Below are 23094 nucleotides of genomic sequence, written 5' to 3'. Positions count from 1 at the left end.
CGACCTCGTGGTCGGCGGCGGCGCGATTGCGCCAGTCCAGGACCTGCTCCCGGGTGCGGTCCTCGAGGACCAGCTCCTGGTCCTCGTCGACGTCGTCCAACCGGCTGGACCGGTTCAGTGCATGGGACGGGACCGGCCCTCTGCCGCGCTCGCGCCTGTGGTGGCCCGCGTGCGGACGGTCGCAAGGCTGCTCGCCACCGGCCCGGCGCCGCTGACCGTGCTCCCTGCCCCGTGCACGGCACCAGAGACCCCGGCCATGGCCGGGAGCGCGAAGATGAACGGCGCGATGCCGAGACCACCCGCCTTGCCCACCGCGACCGGCTGCACCATGGGCGGTATTGCTAAAGCCATCGGCGGAGGCCGTAACCCCGCTGTCGCGCTTCCCGGTCTCGTCTCTCAGACGGCCGACACCGGCAGCGGGATGCGGAGTCACTGCGCGGATTTGCGCCAGCGCGCTCAGTTCGACCGGAGGGGGCACCCCTGGCACAAGGAAAAGCCTCGTGCCAGGGGTGCAGTCGAACAAGTCAGGGTCTGCCGCGAGGGTCAGCGTACAGCGTAGGCCCTGATCAGGGTCTGTTCGATCTTGCTGCCGTTGGCGTCCCATGCCTTGACGCGCAGCGATACGTAGCCCGATTCCGGGTTGCGCAGGGTCACCGTATAGCTGTCTCCCTTCGCGCTCTTCACCCTAGCGGGGTGCCAGGTGTCACCGTCGTCGGTGGACATCGTGACCTCGGCCCCGCGGATGTCCGGAGTGGTGCCGGTCTGGAGCGCGAACGCCAGATCGAAGCGGTCGGTCTTGCCACCCCGGGCGGTGTTTTCCGCATCCAGGTCCAAGCCGTACTTCGGCCAGAGAAGCGCGAGGTTTTCCTTGTCGCTCGCCGGTCGGGCGGACTTGAATGTCCATGCGGTGCTGGTTTCCGTGGACAGCGGGAACCACGCCGGACGCGCAGTGTCCAGGGTGACGCGGTAGGTCGCCGGGTCAGGGCTGACCGGCAGCGTGGTCAGCGAGAGTCGCGGCTCCTCCTTGAGGAGCTTCCCGTCCTGGTATATCCGCGCCGTCGCAGTGTTGGCGCCGCCGAACTGGCTGTAGTGCCCCGGCTGGCTGTCACCCATTTCCGGGATGGTGAGGGTGATGTTGTCACCCTCGCGGACCGCCTGGGTGGCCTGCGGTCCGGCCGGGCCGTTTGCCGCGCCCAGCCAGGTTGCCTTGTATCGCTCGCCTGCCTGGTAAGTGCGGAATACGTCCTTCATGGAGTGGCCGGTTTCGGCGCGGTCCGGGAGGACAGTGTGGTACCACCGCAGCCCCTCTATCGCCGGCCAGTTGCTGCCCGTGGAGTACCATTCCTGCCGGTCCGTCGGAGCGTCGAAGAAGTCCGGGACCTGGAAGATGAGGGCGTCGCCCGGACGGATCGCCGAGTCGGCGTCGCCGATCATGGTGCCCTTGGTGCTGCGGTACTGGGACTTCACCACGGCCGAGTTCTTCGCGGTGACCGCGTCGACGGGGTTGGCCGGAATCTCACCGGGAACCATCATCGCGATGTTGTACACCTGGGGAACGCCTGTGATCCCCTTCAGGTCGATCCGGGTGGGACCGTCGGCCATCCGGCCGAGGAGCCCCGCGCCCTCGTCCTGGGTGAGGGACCAGGCCGGGATGGTAGTGCCGGTGACGCGCGGCACGATGGTGGCGAAGGGGCCGGGCCGGTCGTTGACGATGACCACTGCCTTCGCGCCGGCGTCGGCGACCGCGGTGATCTGGTCGATGGACTTCCGGGTGGCATCGCGGGTGACGACTGCGAGCTTGCCACCGAGGTCCTTGCCGGTCAGGTCCTCCGGCCGTGCCATGCCGGCGTCGACCGCCTGGAGCGTACTGGTGCCGTACAGCCGGGCCGCGTACATCACTTGCTCAAGCGGGAGCACGCCTCTCTTTTTGGCGTAGGACGCCTGGATCACCGGCGAGTACCTGCGCTGCTGGAAGTGGAACTCGAACATGCCGAGCTCCACCGGTTTGGTGGGCACCACATAGGCGCGGTCCCAGAGCGGGCTCGACACGCCCTTCAAGAAGTCCATCCCGATCTTGCCGGGGAGCTGCTGGCGGTACCCGAGTTTGAAGCCGGTCTGCTCGGACTTCTTGGGCGTGGCGACCTTGACTTCCTTGCCCAGCCGGGCATCCAGCGTGATCGTCCGATCCGCCTTCAGCTCCGCGACGGGCTGACCGGCGAGGGTGTAGTCCGTGACCTGGGACGAAGCCTTGTCCCTCGTGTGTACGAGGCCCATGACGGAGTAGCGTCCCTGCGGCACCGCGACGGTCTTGGTCCCGTTGTCGGGGTAGACCTGGTTGAAAGCACCCGTGTCCAGGTTGAACACCGCGAGTTCGCCGCTCGCCGGCTCACCGTGCCGGTCGATCGTGTTGACGGTGAGGTCGACGGTGGGCACGTCCTTCGTCGCGCCGACGGTGGTGTGGATCGCGGTGCCGTCGGTCGCGGTGGCGGTGATGATGCTGGTGTAGTCGCCCATGGCGCCGAGCTCGGGGTGGTAGGTCACCGTCACGCTCGCGGTGGAGTTCGCCGGGACCGTCACACTGGTGGCGCTGAGAGTGAACGTGCCGTCCACCGGGGGTGCGGTCTCTCCGACGGTGAACAGGCGGAGCGACAGCGTGGTGTCCGCCGCGGAGGTGTTCACGTAACTGATCGTCTTGGTGACCGGCGCGCTCTCGGCCGACGACTTGCCCATGCTGACGACGGCGGGGCTGGAGTAGACCGTGGCGTCGAGCGCCTTGGGCACGTCGACCCGGCCGCCGCCCTGCTGGTAGGCGGTGTACGAGCCCTGCTTGGCGGTGCCGACCAGCACCTGCTTGAGCCGGTCGGCGGTCCAGTCCGGATGGCGCTGGGCCAGGATCGCCGCGGCGCCGGACACATGCGGGGTGGCCATCGAGGTGCCGTTGGCGGAGGTGTAGTCGGCGTCGACGGGGGTGCCCATCGAGGTGCCGGCGGCGCGCGCGGCGACGATGTCTACGCCCGGTGCGGTGATCTCCGGCTTGACCACGAAGGTGTCCTTGAGCGGGCCGCGGCTGGAGAAGTTCGCGAGCTCGTCCTGCTTGGACACCGCGCCGACGGTCAGCGCGGCGTCGGCGGCACCCGGCGAGCCCACGGTCGACTTGCCGGGGCCCGTGTTGCCGGCCGCGATGACGAACAGCGCGCCGGAGGAGGCGGTGAGCTGGTTGACGGCCTCGCTGAGCGGGTCGGTTCCGTCGCTGGCGGCCTCCGAGCCCAGGCTCATGCTGACGACGTCCGCGCCCTGGGCCACCGCCCATTCCATGCCGGCGATGACCCCCGACTGGGGGCCTTCACCGGCGCTGTTGAGGACCTTGCCGATGTACAGGTCGGCGCCCGGCGCCACACCCTTGTACTTGCCGCCCGACGCGGCACCCGAGCCGGCGATGGTCGAGGCGACATGCGTGCCGTGACCGTGGTGGTCGACCGCGTCGGGGTCGTCGGTGAAGTTCTGCGTCTCCTTCACCCGCCCCGCCAGATCAGGGTGGTTGGGGTCGAGACCGGTGTCGAGGACGGCCACCTTGGTGCCGGTGCCGTCGTAGCCCTTCGCCCATGCCTCCGGCGCGCCGATCTGCGGCACACTCTGGTCCAGCGTCACCTGCACCGGCCGGTCGAGCCAGAGCTTCTCGATGCCGTCGGCGAGCTTCGGTGCCTTCGTCGCGGCGGCACTGTCGTCGTCGACCGCCTCCCAGAACGTCGCCGCCTTCTTCTTGCTCGCGCGCAGCGCCACCGCGTTGGCGCTGGGCAACTCGTCGTCCTTCACCGAACCGGCCGGCGCGGCCTGCTTGAGCGACTTGCCCGCCTTGCCCGGCGCGCCCGCGTAGGTCGCCATCAGCGGCACGGCGGGGCGGTGCGCGTCGTCGTAGCCGTACTCGACCAGCTTGGTGACGTTGAACAGCTCGCGGTCGAGCCTGTTCGCGGCAAGGTACGGCTGTGCCTTGTCCGGGATGACGTAGACCTCGTCGCCCACCTTCATGGAGGAGAAAGCAGCCGGGGTGCCGTCGGGCGCGGGCGCGACCGTCGCCGCCTGCAAGCCGTTGGCGTGGCGCTCCAGCGTCACAACTTCGCCCGTGACGAGGGTGAGCGTGTGTGTGGCGACGACCGGGCTGTTCTGCTGCGGCTGGGTGGCCCGGGTAGCGGGCGTTTCGGCGGCGGCGATGGCGGGGATGCCGAGCGTCCCGGCCACGCAGGCCGCGGCGAGCAGCGCCGTGAGTACCCGATTCGAGCGGTGTGGCAAGCGCCGGGATATGGGGATGGGCAGGTGGACCGGGAACCTGGATGCCCCAGCCGGCAGTGACTGTCTCATGCGGCAATGACCTTTTCTGAGGGGAGAATGCGCCCGGATACCGCGCGGTTGCGGGGATTCGGCATCGCGCCGAGTGGCTGCGATGAATGTGGTTGGTGCCAACCAGTGCTGCTTCAGGCCGATCGGTGGCGCAGCGCCGGGCGGCGAGCGGCGCGTCCTGCTGCTGCGGCAGTGACCTGGCACCGGTCGGTCAGTCTGCGGGGTTGGCCCCGGAACCTAGCTGTGCCGGAGAGCCAGGGCGGATGGGCCGGTCGAGGCGATCCGTCGGATTCGACCGTGCGGCAGAAGCCTTGCGGACGCGGGGGGATGAGTGGCGACAGGCGGAGGCGTTGGTTCCATGCCGCTGAGTGTTGTTCACGCACAGGCCACCGCACGATTGGGCAGATGACCCAACTTTGCTGCCGCGCCCGCCTAACGGTGGGCGTCGGCCCGGCTGTCGACGACGACGCCGGCTTCGACGACCTTCACGGCCAGCGCCGTCCGGGACGACACATCGAGCTTGCGCATGGCTGTCTCCACGTGCCGCGCGACCGTCTTCGGCGACAGGATGAGGACACCGGCGATCTCCCGGTTGGTCCGGCCTCCGACGAGCAGCCGGACCACGTCGAGCTCCCGGGGAGACAGTTGATCTCCGTAGCTTCGCCGTCCACCGTGCCACGACGGACGCTTCACCCCGACACCGGATGCACGCAGTGTGCGCATGACGCGCTCGGCGTCGCCACGAGCGCCGAGGGTGGACAACCCCTGGAAGGTTTCCGTGAGGACGGAGAGAGCCGCATCGGGCTGGTCCGCACGTAGCAGACAGCGGGCCTGTCGTTCACGGCTGAGCAGGGCGTCGTACGGCCGCGGAAGGTCCTGCCACGCGTCGGCCGCATGCGCGAACAGTTCGGCGGCGCTGAGGGGATCGCCTTGGTGCTGGGCCAGGATCGCCTTGCAGGTCGACAAGGCTGCGTGCGGGCCGGGTGCGCGGCGATCGCGTACTCCCGCTGCGAAAGCGTCGACCAGGTCGCCGGCTTCGTCGGGGCGGCCGGCCATGAGTAGTGCCTCCGCCCGGACCGGGGCGATTTCGGTGGCCCAGATCCAGGTGCCCTTGCGTTCCAGGAACCGGATCGGCTCGTCGGTCAGCTGCAGCACGTCGTCGATCCGCCCGGCGCCGAGCCGGAGCCTGGCCAGGGCGCCGGCAGGTTCGACGGAATACTCCGCACCGCCATGTCGGTCCGCCTGTTCAAGGACGAGCCGCAGGCACTCGTCCGCTCTGTCCTGGTCGCCGCGGGCCGCATACAGCGAGCCGGTGACCATGGCCGGCGCCAGACGACTCACCGGCTGCAGGAGTTCCTCGTCACCGGCCAGCGATCCGGTCCGGTCGACCAGCCCGTCCCAGTCTCCGGTGAGCCAGTCCAGGTGGGCCAGCGTCACTTGCCCGAGCCTGCGGAGCTTCCGGTACTGATACGTGTCGGCCTGCCCTGCGGCCAGCGTGAGCACCCGCCTCGCCTCCGGGTACCTCCCCCAGATCAGCGCCATGTGCCCGATGTTGAGTTGGCCGACCGTGATCTGCTGCCTCTCCGCGGCGGTGGACGCGTCATCGGCGATCAATGCTGCTTCCGCCCACCCCTCCTCCTCACCGAGCAGCAACAGCCCGCTCGCCCGCCCGACCCGGATGCTCAGCCGGTCCCCCGGCGCCATCGCGACCGGCACCTGTGCAACGCGCCGCAGCCACCTGAGGTGTTCGGCCGCCGGCGTCGTCGTCCCGTACGGCAGGCCGAGAAACACCATTGCGCGGGCTGCCTTCGCCGGGTCGTGCCCGAGGTCGGGCAGCGCTCGTTCCATCTCGATCCGGGACTGCTCGAACGCCTCCATCTGCTGCAGCAGCCGGGCGACATGGAAGCGGATCTCCGCCGCCTCGCTCGGCGCCGGCTCACCGGTGTCCAGCACGAGGCGGAGAGCGTCCATGAGTTCGCGGTAGCGTTCATGCCCGCTGAGCAGAGAGAACGGAACCTTGCTGGTCAGCCGCACCACGTCGGCGGGCGGCAGGTCGGCTTGGGTGAGCAGATCGTGCAGCAGGACGACCGTCGTCGCACCGTCACCCGAGGCGAGGGCGAGGTCGGCCGACTGTTCCGTGTACCGGCACCATGCCGTCGTATCGCCGGCCTCCCGGAAGTGGCGCGCGAGCTGGGCGACCGGGGACGGGGTGGCGCCTTCGAGGACGTGTGCGGCACGCAGGTGCATCGCCCGCCGCTGCGGCACAGGAATTGCCTCGTACACCGCGCGGCACGCCAGCATGTGCCGGAACGAGACCAGCCCGCGCTGGTCCTCCCTCAGCAGCCCCGAACCCACCGCCTCCGCCAGGCCTGCCAGCTTGCTCGCCGGATCGCCATCCGGAGCCATCACCTCAAGGACGGTGTCCTCGGGGGCGGGGTCGGCGAGTACGGCGGCCGCGCGCAACGCCGCCTGCGCCGGCGGGCCGAGCCGTGCGCTGCGTTCCAGTACGACGTCCCGCACCGTCGGTGGTACGTCTATCTCACTCAGTCGTTGCCGCACCCAGGAATCACCCCGCCGGGTCAGGCCGGCGCGGTTCCACATCAGCCGGACGGACTCCTCGACCGCGAGGGGAAGCCCGTCGGTCCGGTCGTGCAGGGTGGTCGCGAACTCGTCGGAAACCCGTTCCCCACCCAGCATCGAGGACACCATCGCGGCAGTCCCGGGGACATCCAACGGCTCCAACGACAGCCGCAGCCGCGCCGCACCCGCCGGTTGCCGCGACGACAACCGCAGCAGCAGAAAGTCCGGCGCGATTTCCTCCGGGCGATAGCTCACAAGCAGACTGACCTGTTGTCGCGAACGTGACGCCAGGAACAGCAGAAACTCCAGGGTCGCCTCATCTGCCCAGTGCACGTCCTCGACCGCGAGCAACCCGATCTCGAGCCGTTCGAGGATCTCCTCGATGGCCCGGAACAGTCGGTGTCGTGCCGCCGCTGCGTCTTCGGCCGGGTCGGGTGTGGGCGGCAACGCCGATGCCCACTCGGGGAACAACGGCCGGAGCGCCCCCGCCAGCCCGCTCAGGCCGAGCCGGGCAACATCCTCGGTCGCCGGTCGGATCGCGTCCACCACCGGCCCGAGCGTGAAGGGCTGTCGAACAGCCGGGCAGGCCGCCAACAGCACCCGCTGACAGGCCGGGGCATGCGCCGCGAGCAGCTCCTGGACCAGTCGGCTCTTACCGATCCCGGCCTCGCCCTCGATCAGCACGACCACCGGCGGATCGGACAACGCCGCTCTCAAAGCAGCGAGTTCGCGCTCGCGTCCGACCAAGCCGGGTGATGCGATCGCCGGCAGGTCGCGTGTGTCGGAATCGCTGGTAGACATTCGCCCCACCGTGGGAGACAGACGACGGCGTGCCCGAACCGTCGTCTTCCGTGAACAATATGATCAGAGGTTACAAGGTGGGGTGGCAGGGGGATAGGCCACGTTCACAGGCGTGGTGCAGAAGGCGACCACTGTGGAGTCCTGGGGCTGATGTTTGTGTTGCCATCAGCCCGCCCGGGGGCCAGGGTCTCCGTGTCACTTGCCTCAGCCTCACTCCGGTCCGCTCTGCCGCCGTGGTGGCTACGGACCGGCGGACGCTGCACCGGCGCCGCACTCTCGCACCGCATGCGCGCGGTTTTGGGTAGCGGGTTCCCCGAAGGGGCGTCACGCGCTCTGCCGAGGCTCAGCAGTTGCCACCGACAGAGCCCACGCCGAGGGACTCCAGGCCCTTCGGTGGGAAGTGGAGGGATGCCGCGGCGGGAACGGGTTGGTCAACCGAGGGAGCGGCGGCCGGCCGCGGCGTCGAGCAGCGCTTGGAGGAAGGCGGTGTCGGACGTCGCGGCTCGGCGGGGGAGCCGGCCCGCATTGTCGGTGATCAGTAGGAGTACGGGGTGGTCGGCGCCAGGTGGGGTTCGTCGGCGAGGAGCGCCATCAGGACCTCGCGCACGCCGACTTTCGAGCAGGCTGGAGCCCAACTGATCGGCGTCCTGGCCGGGGTATCGACCAGGCAAACAGCCAATGGCGACAATCTGACAGAGGGATAGGGTTCGGCTGAGAAGAATCCGCTTGGTGCGCGGGAGCTGCGCCAGGGCCGGACATGGTGGCCGTCCGAGGAGGAGCCGGATGCTGCAGGCGCTGGGACTGGGCCCGGCCGAAGAGGCCATCTACACGGCGCTGTTGGACCGCCCGACAGCCTCCGCGCAGGACCTCGCCCGGCAAACCGGACTCGAGAAGGCCGAGAGCGTGCGCATCCTGCTTGACCTGGCGGCGCGCGGCCTGGTGGCCGTCGCCACCGAGGCCGAGAGTGGGGCACCCGACTCGGCCGATTGCGAGGCTGGTCTTCAGCCTGCTTACTACCGGCTCACACCGCCCTCGGTGGCCCTGGCCCCGCTCCTCGTCGAGCAGCGCAACGCGCTGCACCAGGCCGAGACCGCGTTCTCGATGCTGACCGAGCAGTACCGCAGTACCGCCGCACACACTGCGGGCGGTGTCGTGGAGGTGGTCGTCGGCGTGGAGCAGGTCGCACACCGATTCCATCAACTGCAGTGCGGCGCCCAGCGGGAGTTGCTTGTCTTCCTCGTCGGCGAGCCCATCGCGGTGCCGCGCGAGGATACCGACACGTCGGAGAGTTCCGCGCTGGACCGCGGGGTCGACTTCCGGGTCGTGGCTGACAAGAACTATCTCGACGGTCACGACGTCGTGCGGGACGTGCGGGCGGCCGTCATGGCAGGCATCGAGTTTCGCACGGTCGATTCGCTGCCGCTGAAGATGGTTGTGTCGGACCGGGAGCGCGCCATGGTGCCACTGGACATGGCGGATTCCGGCGGTGAGCCGAGCGCAATCGTGGTGCACCGCAGCGGTCTGCTGACGGCACTGGTCCATCTCTTCGAGAAGGAATGGGCCCAGGCCCGGCCGATGTACACCACTGTCACGGGCGTGCGCGAGGGGCCGGCAGTCGATCAGCGGCCGACCGAGGAGGAACTGGAGGTCCTCGCCCTGCTGCTGGCAGGGATCTCCGACCGGCGGGCGGCATCCCAACTCGGTCTCTCCATACGCACCGTGGAGCGGCGGATACGCCGTCTGATGGACCTTGCCGGAGCGGAGTCGCGCCTGCAACTCGGATGGCACGCCGCACATACGGGCTGGCTTTGACCTCCTCTTCGGCCTGAGAGCCGAGGACCTTCTATCTGTTGGTGGTCCCCCCGCGAGGGTGGCCGCCAACTCCTGGCCGGTTCCTGCTTCATTGTCGGCGGGCCCGTGAACCGGACTGGAGATATCCACCGGAGCGGCGGCACGCCCACCCACACCCGACAGGTGCCTGGCCGAGTCCCTATCGCCTCTCGGCAGTTTGGGAATGCGGAAGGACATCGCGATGGCGGCGGCCATGACGACGACACCGGCGATCGCGGCGGCGACGTATTTGAGCGTACTCCCACCTGCCGGGCCCGAAGATCCACCGGGCTGACGAACCAACTGATGTGACCGCGTGACGGAATTCCGCCACGTGGGAAACCCGTCACGCACGGCAACCCTGAGTGATCCGTATGTCTGCCAGGATGCAGCCGCAGCATGGCATGTTCACGGTTCAAGTAGGGAGACTCATGCATCCCATAGCGCGCATAGCCTTGGGCGCGGCGACCGCCGCCGTCCTGGCCGTCACTGCGGTCGCGCCTTCAGGGGCGGCGGATACGCCGCCTGACGGTGCCTCGGGAAAGAGACCCGTCATCGGCAGCGGTGCCGCAGCAACGGGCGGCAAGCAGGTCGCGGTCACACTCATCACCGGCGACAAGGTGCTGGTGACCACGGACACGTCGGGCCGCAGCTCGGCGGCCGTGCTGCCCCGTGAGGACGGCACACAGCCGATTGTGCAGACCTTTCAGATGGGCAAGGACCTCTACGTCTACCCGGAGGACGCCTCCCGGGCGATCGCCGAGGGCAAGGTCGACGAGCAGCTGTTCAACGTCACCGGGCTGATCCGCCAGGGCTACGACGACACACATACCGACACGCTGCCGCTCATTGCCACCTACCGGAACAGCGTGAACGTTGCCGACAGTGCGCCGGCGGCCCCTCGTGGGGCCGAGCGGGGTCTGAGCCTCCCGGCTGTGGACGGCGTCGCACTCAAGGCCGGCAAGGACACTGCCGCCACATTCTGGCAGGACGTCACCAACACCCGCTCACGTTCTGCCTCCACACTGAAGAAGCTGTGGCTGGACAGCAAGGTCAAGGCCACGCTGGACCGGTCGACCAAGCAGGTGCACGCGCCGGAGGCCTGGGCCGAGGGCTACGACGGCAAGGGCACCAAGGTCGCCGTGCTGGACACTGGCGTGGACGCCGAGCACCCGGACCTGGTGAGCCGGGTCGCCGCGTCCAAGAACTTCACGGACTCCAACAGCACCGCCGACCGGCAGGGGCACGGCACCCACACCGCCTCCACGGTCGGCGGTTCCGGAGCGGCCAGTGACGGCCGCAAGAAGGGCGTCGCCCCCGGGACCGACCTGCTCATCGGCAAGGTCCTCAACGACGGCGGCTCCGGCGCAAGCTCCTGGATCATCGCGGGTATGCAGTGGGCCGTCGACCAGCAGGCCGATGTCGTCTCCATGAGCCTGGGCAACCCCGCGATCGGCGACTGCACCGACCCGCTGGCCGAGGCCGCGAAGCAGCTCTCGCAGAACACGCACACCCTGTTCGTCGTCGCCGCCGGCAACGCAGGCTCGGGCATCGAGACCGTCTCCTCGCCCGGCTGTGCGCCCGGCGTGCTGACCGTCGGCGCTGTCGACCGTGACGACACCACTGCGTGGTTCTCCAGCCGCGGTCCGGTGGCCGTCACCCACACCCTCAAGCCCGAGATCGCAGCCCCCGGCGTCGACATCTCGGCGGCCAACGCGGGCGGACGCGGCGTCTACGCCTACCAGACGATGTCGGGCACCTCCATGGCGACCCCGCACGTCGCAGGCGCAGCGGCCATCGTCCGCCAGGCCCACCCGGACTGGACCGCGCAGCAGATCAAGGCCGCCCTCGTCTCCTCCGCACGCACCGACGGCAAGGTCGCCGGCGCCGACCAGACCGGGGCCGGCGTCCTCGATGTGTTCGCGGCGGTGCACCAGAAGGTGCTCTCCGCGCCTGCCGTCCAGGCCGGCAGTTACAACTGGCCGCAGGACACCTCGGACCGCACCACCGTGCAGGTGCCCTTCACCAACACCAGCACCGGCGACCTCGCCCTGAGTCTCAAGGTCAGCGGTGTGCACGGCAACGACGGCAGCGACGTCAACTCCGGCGTCATCAAGCTGGAGCAGGGCAAGGTGACCGTTCCCGAGGGGGCCACCGTCCAGATGCCGGTGCGGATCGACCCCACCGCCCGTCTCAAGGCCGCCCAGTACGGTGCCGTCACCGGCCGCATCACGGCCACCGGCAGCAAGGCGCATGTCTCCGTGCCGGTCACGCTCTACGTCCAGCCGGAAACGGTCACCCTCCGGGTCAAGACCATCGACCGCAACGGCAAGCTCGCGACCGGCGCCTCCTCCCTGGACCTGGTCAGCCTCGACACCGACAAGGGCGAGCGCCGCAGCAACCAGGGCGCGACCGAGCAGATGTACAGCGTGCGGCCGGGCGACTACGCTCTCGCCGGCTTCGTGGCCACCTACGATGCGAACAACGCGGCCGAATCCATCGGCTACCTCGGGCGCCCGCAGTTGCGGATCACCCGTGACACCACCGTCGTCCTCGACGCTCGCAAGGCCCACCGGCTGAGCGTGCACACCGACCGCCCCTCGACGGTGAGCCATACCACCTTCAGTTACGCCCGCACGTGGGACGACACCTGGCAGCTGAGCGGATCGCTCATGGCCGGCAGCGCTGTGCAGAAGTTCTACGCCTCCGTCGACGGGCGCGCTCAGAACGGCTCCTTCGAGTTCCGGCCCACCTGGCGCGCGACCGGTTCCCAGGGCGGCTCGTCCTATGTCTACAACCTCTCGTTCCCGACCCAGGGCCCGCTGCAGTCCGACCGGGTCTACCAGCCGGGAGACTCCAAGCTGGCCCAGGTCACCGAGAAGTGGAATGCCCTGGGCAAGGAGGCCGACTACCTCGATGGGCTGTTCATCCTTCCCTCCTGGAACAGAAACACCACCATCTCGGTGAGCCTGTTCGACCCGGTCCATGTGCCGGGCACCCGCACCGCCTACTACACGACCGGCGACGACGCCTGGTCTCACGGCGCGATGACCAGCTTCCCGTTTGCCGCGTTCATGAGCGACCAGTACCGCACCTACCGGGCCGGAGACCGGCGTACCGAGGAGTGGTACCGCGGCCTCCTGCGGCCGGCCGCGCCGCGTGACGCCGACGGCAAGCTGACACTGGCCGCCGAGCGGCAGGGCGATCTGATCGGCTTCCAGAGCGCGCTCTGGCTCGACGCCTCCGGCGACCACTGGTCCTACGGCGGGTCGTTCGGCGACCTCGGTAACCTGGTGCTGAAGCGCAACGGTGAGCAGATCGCCACCAGCACCTATCCGTACGACGCGTTCGAGGTTCCGGCTGAGGACTCCGCGTACGAGCTCACCCAGAACCTGTCCAAGATCGACACCTCGGACCGGAACTGGCTGCGTTCCACCGCTCTCACCACCACCTGGAGCTTCCGCTCCCGCCTGGAGCCGGACGTCTACTCCCGCGGCCTGCCGATCCTCTTCCCGGCGTATGACCTGCCGGTGGACGGCATGAACACGCTGCCCGCGCAGAGCGGCATCAAGGTCGGCCTGTCGGCCGAGGGCCACGCCGGGTACACCCCGGGCACGATCACAGCGGCCTCCATGTCCTACTCCTACGACGGCGGCGCCACCTGGACCCAGGCGCCGACCGAGCAGCAGCACGGCAAGTGGACGGCTGTCCTCGACCACACCGGCGCCGCCGGCAAGCAGGTCACGCTGAAGGCCACCCTCACCGACTCCAACGGCAACGCGGTCACCCAGACCATCACCCGCGCCTACGACGTCCGGTAGCCACACAGTCCGGCCGGGCGGTCTCCCGCAACAGGGGCCCGCCCGGCCACCACCCACCTGCCGCCCCACGCGTGATCATCAGGGTGTACTGCAACCGTGCTTGAGGTGGCGAGGCCACAGGTTGCTTGTTGGGCTGTGTACGGGTGGGGATGTTGACGCGGCCGTCTTTCATCTGCCGACCACCCGCGTAGCCCTGGGTCAGGGCGCGGGCGGCCACCCCGCGGGCATCGTGCTCCGCTGCAGCGAATGCTCGGTGATCGCCAAGGCCCGGATCCAGGACTACCGGCGCACCCTCGAACGCCGCCCCCAGCCCGCGCGTAGCCGCTGGACTTTTCCACAAAACTACGTATCTGGGCGCTACTGTTCGCCCTCGTCAGCGCGGGGAGCGGGGCGGACTCACGACAGCCCGCTCAACTCCTGTGCCACGGGCAACTGTCATGGCGTCCCGGCGGTGCGGTGCGCAGAAGGGGAGAACCCCCTATACGTCATCCCAGGCCATTGAGCTCATCCTCCAGCCGACGGGTGTCCGGACGAACTGGGTGGTCTTGCAGCCGGATCCCTCGAACCACTCGCCATCGAGGAAACCGGACTTGCGGTACTCGCTGAATCGGTGCGCGATGGACCCGAAAATCTCGGTCCGCTCGGCAACTTCCCATTCGGAGAACTCCGTCAGCGTCCCATCGGTGAGGATCTTCTCCCGGGGCTCGACGAACGCGTCGAGGTCGTAGATCACCGGCTCGCCCCCGACGTTCTCGATAATCATTCCTTGCGGAATGAACACCTCACGGACAGCGTCCACGTTCGGCTGACTTCCGCCGGTGTTGGTGAACGCACCGAGGAAGGAGTGCATCAGTTGGTCGAGCTCGGCCTTGACGTCGGACACGGATCCCCTCCCACAGGTGAAGCACCTCGCGCCTGATCGTCGCCCATTGCCGGCCTGTCGGCAAGGTCGACGTACTTGGTCCTGCCCCGGGCAGCCCCATGCACTCGGTGAGCGATGCCGCGAAGAACAAGGTCCTGCCGGGATCCGGCCAGGCGGCCGACGGTGCTGCCCGCACCCGCGACCGGGATCACGACAGTGCTGCTCACGAGGCGGATGGCCCTGCTGCGTGGGAGAATCATGGGGATTGTTCCCGGCCGACAGGTGGCGGGAGGAGCGGACATGGAGATCAAGCCGCAGGCGGCCGTCATCCCCGAGATCGACCAACTCGAGCAGGGGAAATACGGTCCCGTTTTTCCGAAGACACCGGCGTGTTACGGCTTCACCATCGTCGCGAAGGTCAAGCCGGGCAGGGCCGACGCGATACGTGCCCACGGCAACACTCTGGCCGAGGCTCTGGGGGAAGACCCCTATCTCCTCGCGCCCCTGAAGTTGCACTATCTGCGCTGGGTGCTCTTCGACGACGACACGCGCTTCATGTATCAGGGGATCTTCGATACCGACTTCGACAAGTACACCGAGGACGCCGTCGCGCTTTTCGGCAAGGCAGGGGTGAACACGGCCTTCGAGAACCTCGAAGGATTCCCCGAGGACTGGCGGACCAACCCTGAGGCGTTCGTCAGGTTTGTGCGCGAACACCACTGTCCGAGCTTCATCGAGTACGGGGAGTACCCATACGTGTCCGCTGATGAGATCAAGAAGGCTCTGCGGATCAAGAACGCACTGTCGGAGATGCTCGACCAGCTGCAGTGAGAGCGGGCTGTCGTGTGCTTGTCCCATCGCGGATCGGAGACGAGATGAGCGAGGTCAGGACCGCGCGCACCTACAACCAGAACCACGTCCCGCGCGAATACACCCCTGGTCGGCGACGGGTGAGCATCTACGTCTCGTGGAGCTATCCGGCCGAGGCGGGCAGGAATCCGGCTGAACTGGACAACCGGTTCTCCACGATGACGGAGGTCAGGCGGGTGGCGTGGCCTGCCTACGAGGACCCGAAGTGGTCCGATCCGTTGCAGTTCCAGCAGGGCATCGCCGGCTCACTGGAATTGTTCTTCTGGGCCTGGGTGCCGTTTCAGCAGTTCGTCGAGGAGGTCACCGGGCACCCCGTCCCGGTCTATCAGCGCATCGACCAGGCTGGATTCCGGACCCCGCTCGACGAACGCGTACTGGCCGACACCGACACTCTCTTCGTGTTCGGTCTGGACCACATGGTCACCGGGCAGGAGGCCCAGCCCGAGGAGGTTGAGGCACTGCGGGCCTTCCTCGCCCGGGAGGACGCCTGCCTGGTCCTGGGGCCTCACCATGACGTCGGGGCAACGGATGATCTGGCCGTGCGTGACGTGGAGTACCACCATCACGGCGATCGCTTGGTCCCCCGCCAGCAGCGATTCGCCACCTACGTCCGGGACTTGATGCAGGGCCTCGCGGTGCCGGTCGAGAACCGTTACGGACTGCGCCCCGCGGTGCGGGAGAAGAACGAGATCGCCCCGCTCTCCACGGTGAGGGACCTGGACGCGAAAGGGTGGCTGGAAGGGGTGACTAACTTCAACTTCCATATGCACCTGCCGCATTATGCCGTGACTACCGACGAGCCGGATGTCATCCACGTGCTGGCCAGGCAGCCGATCGACACCTCCAGTCCGCATCCGTTCACCGAGGCCGGCAACACCGAGTTCAACATGTTCCTGTGGATGCCTCCGAGCGGTGAGCGGGCCGGTGATGTGCTGCTGGCGGACTCCACGATCTTCAGTTCGCTGTTCGGCGGCGACGAAAGTCTGCGGAAATTCTGGCGGAACCTCGTTTCGAGGTAGTGCCGCAGGGAGGCGAACCGTGAGCGGGCCTACGCAAGTCGCGTTGGAACTCGACGATATTCAGCGCGGGGTTCTCAACCCTCGGCCGACTCCCTACGCGGCGACCTACCTTGTGTTCCGCGTCGATGACCGGGCGGACGGGCGAGAGCTGATGCGGCGCGCGAGCGCGGTGGTGACCTCCGCCGCCGACTCGGTCAGCCCCCGGGGGGACACCTGGGTCAGTGTCGCGGTCTCCTGCCACGGTCTGGAGGCCCTGGGTGTGCCGCGCGCATCACTGGACACGTTCGCCTGGGAGTTCCGGCAGGGGATGGCCGCCCGGGCCAAAACGCTGGGCGATGTCGGCGAGAGCAGCCCCGAGAACTGGGAAGCGCCGCTGGGCACGCCGGAGGTCCATGTGGTGCTCACGGCGGTCGCGCCCGACCCCCAACGGTTGGAGGCGGCCCTCGACCGGGCCCGCCCCGCCTACGATCACCTTTCCGGTGTGACCGCGATCTGGCGGCAGGACTGTTACGCGCTGCCCACCGAGACCGAGCATTTCGGCTATCGCGACGGCGTCAGCCATCCAGCCGTCGAAGGAAGCGGCATCGCCGGGTCGAACCGGCTGGAGCCGCCGCTGAAGGCCGGGGAGTTCGTGCTCGGCTACCGGGACGAGATCGGCGGCATCCAGACCCCGCAGCCGGAGGTGCTGGGGCGCAACGGCAGCTACGCGGTCTTCCGTAAGCTCCACCAGGACGTCGCCGCGTACCGGCGCTATCTGCGGGACAACGCCACTTCTCCTGAAGACGAGGAACTGCTCGCGGCCAAGATCATGGGACGCTGGCGCAGCGGAGCCCCCCTCGCGCTCAGTCCGCAACACGACGACCCCGCTCTCGGCGCCGACGGGCACCGCCGCAACACCTTCCTGTACGAGCGAGACGATCCGACGGGATTCATCACTCCCGGCGGCTGCCACATCCGCCGGGCCAACCCTCGCGACGCCTCAGTAGCGGGAGAAGTACGACTCCACCGCATGATCAGACGCGGCGCCGCCTACGGTTCGCCGCTGCCCGAGGGGGTCCTGGAGGACGACGGGGCCGACCGCGGCCTGATGTTCGCGTTCATCGGAGCCCACCTCGGGCGGCAGTTCGAGTTCGTCCAGTCGGAATGGATGAACAACGGCGTCTTCTTCGGCGCGGGCAACACCAAAGACCCCATCACCGGATCCCATGACGGAGTCACCGGCTTCACCATTCCCCGGCGGCCGCTTCGACGGCGCCTCACCCCGCTGTCGCGCTTCGTCGTCACTCGCGGCGGTGAGTACTGCTTCCTGCCGAGCCGGAGTGCCCTGCGCTGGCTCGGGGAACTCCAGAACTGACAGGGCGGCCACGCACGCCATGGCGCCACCCCGAGGTGCTCCGCCGCCCGGGGGCGCGTGCCGCCCTGCACCGGTGACGCCATCCGTACCTGCGGGCACGCCCACCGCGCGCTGCGCACGCGGCGTCTTCCTGCGGTTGCCGCCGTCGAACCAGATCGGTTCAGTCCGTGGACGCCTTCTGCTCGACGACGATCTCCCGCTTGACGATCTTGCCCGTTGCTCCCTTGGGGAGCGCGTCGGTGAATGTGACGATCCGCGGATACTTGTAGGCCGCCACCCGCTGTTTGACATGGTCGCGTATTTCATCGGCGGTGATCTGTGCACCGTCCCGGAGGGTCACGACGGCGGCTATCTCCTCTCCGTAGATCTCGTGCGGGACGCCGACTACCGCGGCCTCGGCGACGGCCGGGTGTTCGTAGAGCACCTCCTCGATCTCACGTGGGTAGACGTTGTATCCGCCGCGGATGATGAGGTCCTTCTTCCGGTCGACGATGAAGTAGTAGCCGTCCTCGTCGACACGGGCCAGGTCGCCGCTGTGGAACCAACCGTCCCGGATGGCATCCGCGGTCGCGTCCGGACGATTCCAGTAGCCCTTCATCACGTTGTCGCCGCGGATCGCGATCTCACCCACTTCGCCCGGGCCCACCGAGGTGCCGTCGTCCGCCACGACCTTGAGCTCGACCCCGCGGATCGGGAGGCCGATCGAGCCGGCCTTGCGTGGCCTGTCCGGAGGGTTGAACGACGCGACGGGCGAAGTCTCCGACAGCCCGTAGCCCTCCAGCACCGTGACATCGAATGCTCGTTCGAAGTCGTGCAGTACCTCGACAGGCAAGGAAGCACCGCCGGAAACGGCCAGGCGCAGTCGTGAGAGGTCGTAGCCGTCGGGGATCTCGGTGTGGAGCAGGGCTGTGTACATCATGGGGACGCCCAGGAAGATGGTGGCCCCGTCGTGATGCATGATCTCCAGCGCCTTGGCCGGCTCGAACCGCGGTAGCAAGGTCAACGTGGCGCCCGCGGCGACGGCAGTGTTGAGAGCGCAGGTCTGCCCGAAGGCGTGGAACAGCGGCAGGCCCCCGAACAGTACGTCGCCCGGCCCGACGTGGAGCAGCGTCTCGGTCGCGGTGGCGGCGTTGGACATCAGGTTGCGGTGGGTCAGCTCGGAGCCCTTAGGGGTGCCTGTCGTGCCCGATGTGTAGAGGATCACGGCAGTGTCGTGCTCCGCCCGGTCGGCGACCTGGGCCATCGGTTCGGTGGCCCGCACTCGGGTGTCGCACGCCGTCGAGTCGGTGACCAGGCAGTCGGCCCCGATGTCCGCCGCGGCCGTTGCGACCTGGTCCGCGCACCGCGGGAGTGTCACCACGATCCGCGATCCGGAATCCCGGAGAGTGAAGGCTATTTCACGGGCCTTCAACAGCGGATTCATCGGTACCACCACGCCACCGCAGCGGAGGATGCCGTAGTACGCGACCGGGAACCAGGTGACGTTGGGCATGACCAACGCGACGCGGTCGCCCGGCCGGACGCCCTTGGTCTGCAACAGTGTGGCGAACCGGGCGCTCGCGTCGTTCAGTTGGGCATAGGTGAGGGCGATCTCATCCTGGCGAACGGCGACGCGGTCGCCGTCGGCCCGGGCGGATTCGGTCAGGAGCGAGGCGAGGTTGTTCATTCGGTTTCCTCTTCGTTCTGGGTTGGCGGCGGTCACCGTTGGTGCCGGCAGCCGCCGACGCCCACGGAGTTCTGTGTCGCGATCACGTCGCGGGGGGTAACCCCGCCGCGATCGGGACCGCCGCCGGTGCTGTGCGGATCTCCCCAGAAATCGGGCGGTAGGCCGCGTCCCTGCCGCACGGCCAGCCACAGCCGCAGGACGTGGCGCTTCAGTTCGGGCTCGGCGAAGTCCTCATATTCCGTGCGGGAATGAAGAACCGCATGGTTGTTGAGGAACAGCAGGTCGCCGACCTCGAAGTCGACCTCGAGCCGGAGCTCCGGTGACCCTGTCAGTGCGTCGACGAGGTCGAACAGTTCCACGTCCGTCGGCTCCAAGCGGGGAATGTCAGGAAAGCGCTGTGCGGATTCGAGGTAGCAGCGGTTGTAGCGCATGCTGAGCTTGCCCCCGCTCCAGGACACGAGCGGGACCGCGGCGTACGGGCGCTCGCCGGGGGCTTGCTCCTCCCGCCGGTCGAGGAAATGTGTGCGGTGCAGTCGCTCGAGCAGATCCGGCCGCCGTGCCAGGGCGGCGTTGTAGACCGCTGCCGAGCTGACGACGGCGGTCCGCGCGCCGGAGCGGGCCGCTCGCAGGCACAGCAGCCCGAGGGTATCGGATCCGTCGGTGTGGAACGGCAACCTCGCTCTGGTCTGATATCCGCGAGTTCCCGGGTCGGCAAGGCTACGGCCGGTGTCCCGGGAGTGGCCCAGCATGTGGCCCGCCGCGTTCTGCGACACCGGAACACCCAGATGCTGGCCCATTCCCCAGAAAATAGTGCTCGCCGCAGCCTGGCTGTATCGCTCGACCGGAATACGTTTGACGAGCACGAAGCCGCGTCCGTTTTCCAGGACGTCGGCGATGCGTTTCAGCTCGCCGGCCAGGGTCGGCAGCGGAAAGTCGCCGGCGGTCACCTTCAGCAGCGGAACGCCCCGCTCGCGCACCGCGCGCAGAGCCGCCTCGAGTTCGTCGATCTGCGCCGGCGAGAGCCGCAGGACCCATTCCTCGGAGTCCGCCAGGTCCGGACCCGCCCACACGGCAGGCCCGGAACAGGGCCGACGCAGCACGTTGATCACGCTCGTCATGGTGACCTCCCTCAGGTCGTACGTCTCTCTTCGGACTCGTGTGCAGCTCATTGCCGGCTGGAACAGAAATGGTGCGTACGACCTCTCTCCTTTCTTTGTGGAATATCTCTGACGGCTTCGGTGCGTGTCATTGCCCCGAATTCATTGATCTGCAGGAAATTCCGTGTCGGTTTTTCAGGGGCTGGTCAACACTTGGACTGTTTGCGATGGTGTTCTCCGCTGGATTTCCGATCGGCCGGGACGCCGTATCCAGGCGGAGCCACCGCAGTGGTGCAACGCTAGGTCACGACATGGCCCATGGCTTGACGTGACGTGACATCTCACTTATCACTTGGGGACAACGCCCCCTGGAGTGCGCCTATGAAGCCTCTTGTCCGCAATGCAGCGCTGAACAACTATGTCGAGGTCAGCCAGTCGCTCGGCATCGATGCGAGGGCCCTGATGAAGCGTGTGGGCCTGGACCCTGTCGGCCTCGCGGTCCAGGACAGATGGATCCCCGGCGTGGCGGTCGCCCAGCTGCTCGAACTCTCGGCGGCGGCCTCACGACGCGGGGACTTCGGCCTGCTCCTCGCCGAGCGACGGAGCTTCTCCAATCTCGGCCCCATCAGTCTGGTCCTGCGCGACGAGCCCGATGTCCGCAGCGCCCTCGAACTTCTCGTCCGCCATGAGCGCATGTACAACGAGATGCTCCGCAGCCGGCTCTCCGGGGCGAACGGCCTGGCCACCCTCAAGGTGAGCCTCGAGCTGGGTGAGGCCGTGGCCGCCCGCCAGGCCACGGAGCTGGCCGTGGGCGCCTTCCACGGAGTCCTCCGCAGCTTTCTCGGTGCCCGGTGGCAGCCGTTGTCCGTGTGCTTCACGCACGACGCGCCGACGGATCCCGGTACCCACCGGCGCCTCTTCGGCCCCGTAGTGGAATTCGACAGGGACTTCAACGGGATCGTCTTCTACGCCAGCGATCTCAGGGCTCCCAACCCCATGTCGGACCCGCTGCTGCGGACCTACGCCCGGCAGTATTTCGAGTCCATCGCGGTCTCGAAGGACACCACCGTGCTGGACCGCGTGCGTGAGCTGATCGAAGTCCTGCTGCCCACCGGGCGCTGTTCGATCGAGCAGGTCGCAGACAGCCTCGGCATCGACCGGAGGACGATCCACCGGCACCTTGCGGCCTCGGGCGAGACGTTCTCCGCCGTTCTCAACGCCACACGTACCCAGCTCGCGGAGCAGCTCGCGGCGAACCCGCGCCGCTCGTTCACGGAAATTTCCGGGCTCCTGGGATTCTCGGCACCGAGTGCCTTCTCGCGCTGGTTCCGCGAGCGGTTCGGCTGCAGTCCGAGGGAGTGGCGGGTCCGCAGGACCAGGCAGCAGCCTTCCGGCGAGGAGTGACCACCAGAGTTTCCGCACAGGGGTGGGGCCGGCCGTTCACGCCCTGTCTCGGCATGACCCTGCCCGGGTCCGGGGGCAACGGCCGCGAGGGCGAGGCATGTCCCCAAGCGGCAAGTCTTCTGTCACCTTCGGTCAAGCGCGCACGTTAACCCGCCCTTAACGTTGCCTCACCGCAAGGGAAATGGCCGACCCCTCGGGGACGGGCAGAAACCCTGCCCGCAGCCGAATGTTCCCTTCCGGGCCCGCTGATCGTATCCGACCCCCGGCGAGCCCGGGGGCCCCGTCTGCAATCCCGCGTCCGCTCCTCGCAAGCCCTCCGGGCCGCGCATCGAAAGCAGTGATGCGTGCGGTGAGTGAAGACCCATCCGATAAAGGAGATGGACCATGCACTTCTTCGACGACTCCCTGTATCCGGAGAACCAGGAGAGGCTGGTCATCCAGGCCGCGCCCTACGGGCCGGAGTGGCTGCCCGGTGACGCCGATGACCTACCGCTCACCATGGACGAGCACGTGCAGGCGGCCGTCGACTGCTACAACGCCGGTGCCACGGTGCTGCACATCCACGTGCGCGAGCTGGACGGCCACGGATCCAAGCGCATCTCCATGTTCAACGAGCTGATGGCCCGCCTGCGCGAGGCCGTGCCGGACATGGTCCTGCAGATCGGCGGGTCGATCTCCTTCGCCCCCGAGGACGAGGGCGGCGACGCCAAGTGGCTCAGCTACGACACCCGCCACATGCTGGCCGAGATCACTCCCAGGCCCGACCAGGTGACGATCGCGATCAATACCAACCAGATGAATATCGTCGAGCTCTTCGACGACGAGGACATCGAGGGCACCTCGATCGCCAAGCCGGGGTACTACAAGGCCTATCGGGACATGGTGGTCGAGGCCGGGCCGGACTTCTACCTCGAGCACCTCAAGCGGCTCCGTGCCAACGGCATCCAGCCGCACTTCCAACTCGCCAACATGGCGCAGCTGGAGACCGTGGAGCGGCTGATCCGCAAGGGCATCTACAGCGGGCCGCTGGTGCTCAACTACGTTGCCATAGGCGGCGGGTTCGCCGGCCGGCACCCGGCCGACCTGATCGAGTTCATCCGCCGTGTCCCGGACGGCTCCGTGCTCACCATCGAGGCATCCATGCGCGCGGTGGCGCCGATGAACGCGATCGGCATCGCCCTCGGCACGCACGTGCGGGTGGGCAACGAGGACAACCTGTGGCGGCACAAGGGCGAGCGGATGTCCTCCGTGGAGCAGGTCGAGCAGATGGTCAAGATCGCCCATGCGCTCGGGCGTGAGATCGCCACCGGGCAGGAGGCGAAGAAGATCTACAAGATCGGCGATTGGTACTCGGACGCCGACGAGACCCTGGCCCAACTCGGCATGGTGCCCAACCGCCGCCCCGGCCGGCGCGGTTCCATGCTGCGCGATCTCAAGAGCTGACTCGACCCCACT

The 23094-nt window shown here is 68.1% G+C and carries 13 protein-coding genes; 7 read left to right on the top strand and 6 right to left on the bottom strand.

Annotated elements, in window-relative coordinates:
- Positions 1-114: 114 nt before the first annotated feature.
- From ACGFU7_RS33150 to ACGFU7_RS33140, 3 genes are all read right to left on the bottom strand, one after another.
- Positions 115-351, bottom strand: a complete 237-nt coding sequence (locus tag ACGFU7_RS33150) for a hypothetical protein (RefSeq protein WP_393700793.1) — start codon at positions 349-351, stop codon at positions 115-117.
- A 192-nt stretch (positions 352-543) separates the two neighbouring features.
- Positions 544-4287 (bottom strand): S8 family serine peptidase, encoded by a 3744-nt coding sequence (locus tag ACGFU7_RS33145; RefSeq protein ID WP_393700791.1) that lies wholly within the window; start codon positions 4285-4287, stop codon positions 544-546.
- A 480-nt stretch (positions 4288-4767) separates the two neighbouring features.
- On the bottom strand, positions 4768-7716 hold the full coding sequence (locus ACGFU7_RS33140; RefSeq protein WP_393700790.1) for an AAA family ATPase: 2949 nt from the start codon (positions 7714-7716) through the stop codon (positions 4768-4770).
- A gap of 783 nt (positions 7717-8499) precedes the next feature.
- Here ACGFU7_RS33140 and ACGFU7_RS33135 point away from each other — a divergent pair.
- A complete protein-coding gene (locus ACGFU7_RS33135; RefSeq protein WP_393700788.1) occupies positions 8500-9528 on the top strand; it encodes a helix-turn-helix domain-containing protein in 1029 nt (342 codons plus the stop codon).
- A 449-nt stretch (positions 9529-9977) separates the two neighbouring features.
- Entirely contained in the window at positions 9978-13367 is a 3390-nt protein-coding gene (locus tag ACGFU7_RS33130) for a S8 family serine peptidase (RefSeq protein ID WP_393700787.1), read from the top strand.
- Between the two features lie 478 nt (positions 13368-13845).
- On the opposite strand, the gene ACGFU7_RS33125 is transcribed toward ACGFU7_RS33130, so the two are convergent.
- On the bottom strand, positions 13846-14217 hold the full coding sequence (locus ACGFU7_RS33125) for a DUF4440 domain-containing protein (RefSeq protein WP_393700798.1): 372 nt from the start codon (positions 14215-14217) through the stop codon (positions 13846-13848).
- Between the two features lie 312 nt (positions 14218-14529).
- Between ACGFU7_RS33125 and ACGFU7_RS33120 the strand changes: the two genes are divergently transcribed.
- From ACGFU7_RS33120 to ACGFU7_RS33110, 3 genes are read left to right on the top strand one after another with little or no spacing between them, the layout of a single operon-like run.
- Positions 14530-15060: a hypothetical protein gene (locus ACGFU7_RS33120; protein ID WP_393700785.1), complete on the top strand. Its 531-nt coding sequence runs from the start codon at positions 14530-14532 to the stop codon at positions 15058-15060.
- A gap of 44 nt (positions 15061-15104) precedes the next feature.
- Positions 15105-16118, top strand: a complete 1014-nt coding sequence (locus ACGFU7_RS33115) for a hypothetical protein (RefSeq protein ID WP_393700783.1) — start codon at positions 15105-15107, stop codon at positions 16116-16118.
- A gap of 19 nt (positions 16119-16137) precedes the next feature.
- Positions 16138-17472, top strand: coding sequence for a Dyp-type peroxidase (locus ACGFU7_RS33110; protein WP_393700781.1), 1335 nt, complete (start codon positions 16138-16140; stop codon positions 17470-17472).
- Positions 17473-17632: 160 nt separating this feature from the next.
- On the opposite strand, the gene ACGFU7_RS33105 is transcribed toward ACGFU7_RS33110, so the two are convergent.
- Together ACGFU7_RS33105 and ACGFU7_RS33100 are read right to left on the bottom strand one after the other, a co-directional pair.
- Entirely contained in the window at positions 17633-19138 is a 1506-nt protein-coding gene (locus ACGFU7_RS33105) for a long-chain fatty acid--CoA ligase (RefSeq protein WP_393700779.1), read from the bottom strand.
- Between the two features lie 32 nt (positions 19139-19170).
- Entirely contained in the window at positions 19171-20256 is a 1086-nt protein-coding gene (locus tag ACGFU7_RS33100) for a TauD/TfdA family dioxygenase (protein WP_393700778.1), read from the bottom strand.
- Between the two features lie 360 nt (positions 20257-20616).
- Between ACGFU7_RS33100 and ACGFU7_RS33095 the strand changes: the two genes are divergently transcribed.
- On the top strand, positions 20617-21639 hold the full coding sequence (locus tag ACGFU7_RS33095; protein ID WP_393700777.1) for an AraC family transcriptional regulator: 1023 nt from the start codon (positions 20617-20619) through the stop codon (positions 21637-21639).
- Positions 21640-22023: 384 nt separating this feature from the next.
- Complete coding sequence (locus ACGFU7_RS33090) at positions 22024-23082, top strand: 3-keto-5-aminohexanoate cleavage protein (RefSeq protein ID WP_393700775.1); 1059 nt, start codon at positions 22024-22026, stop codon at positions 23080-23082.
- Positions 23083-23094: the final 12 nt, after the last annotated feature.

It is taken from the genome of Streptomyces sp. NPDC048473 (assembly GCF_043200155.1).
In the GTDB taxonomy this organism is placed as follows: Bacteria; Actinomycetota; Actinomycetes; order Streptomycetales; family Streptomycetaceae; genus Streptomyces.
This window is presented reverse-complemented; position numbering and strand designations above follow the sequence as displayed.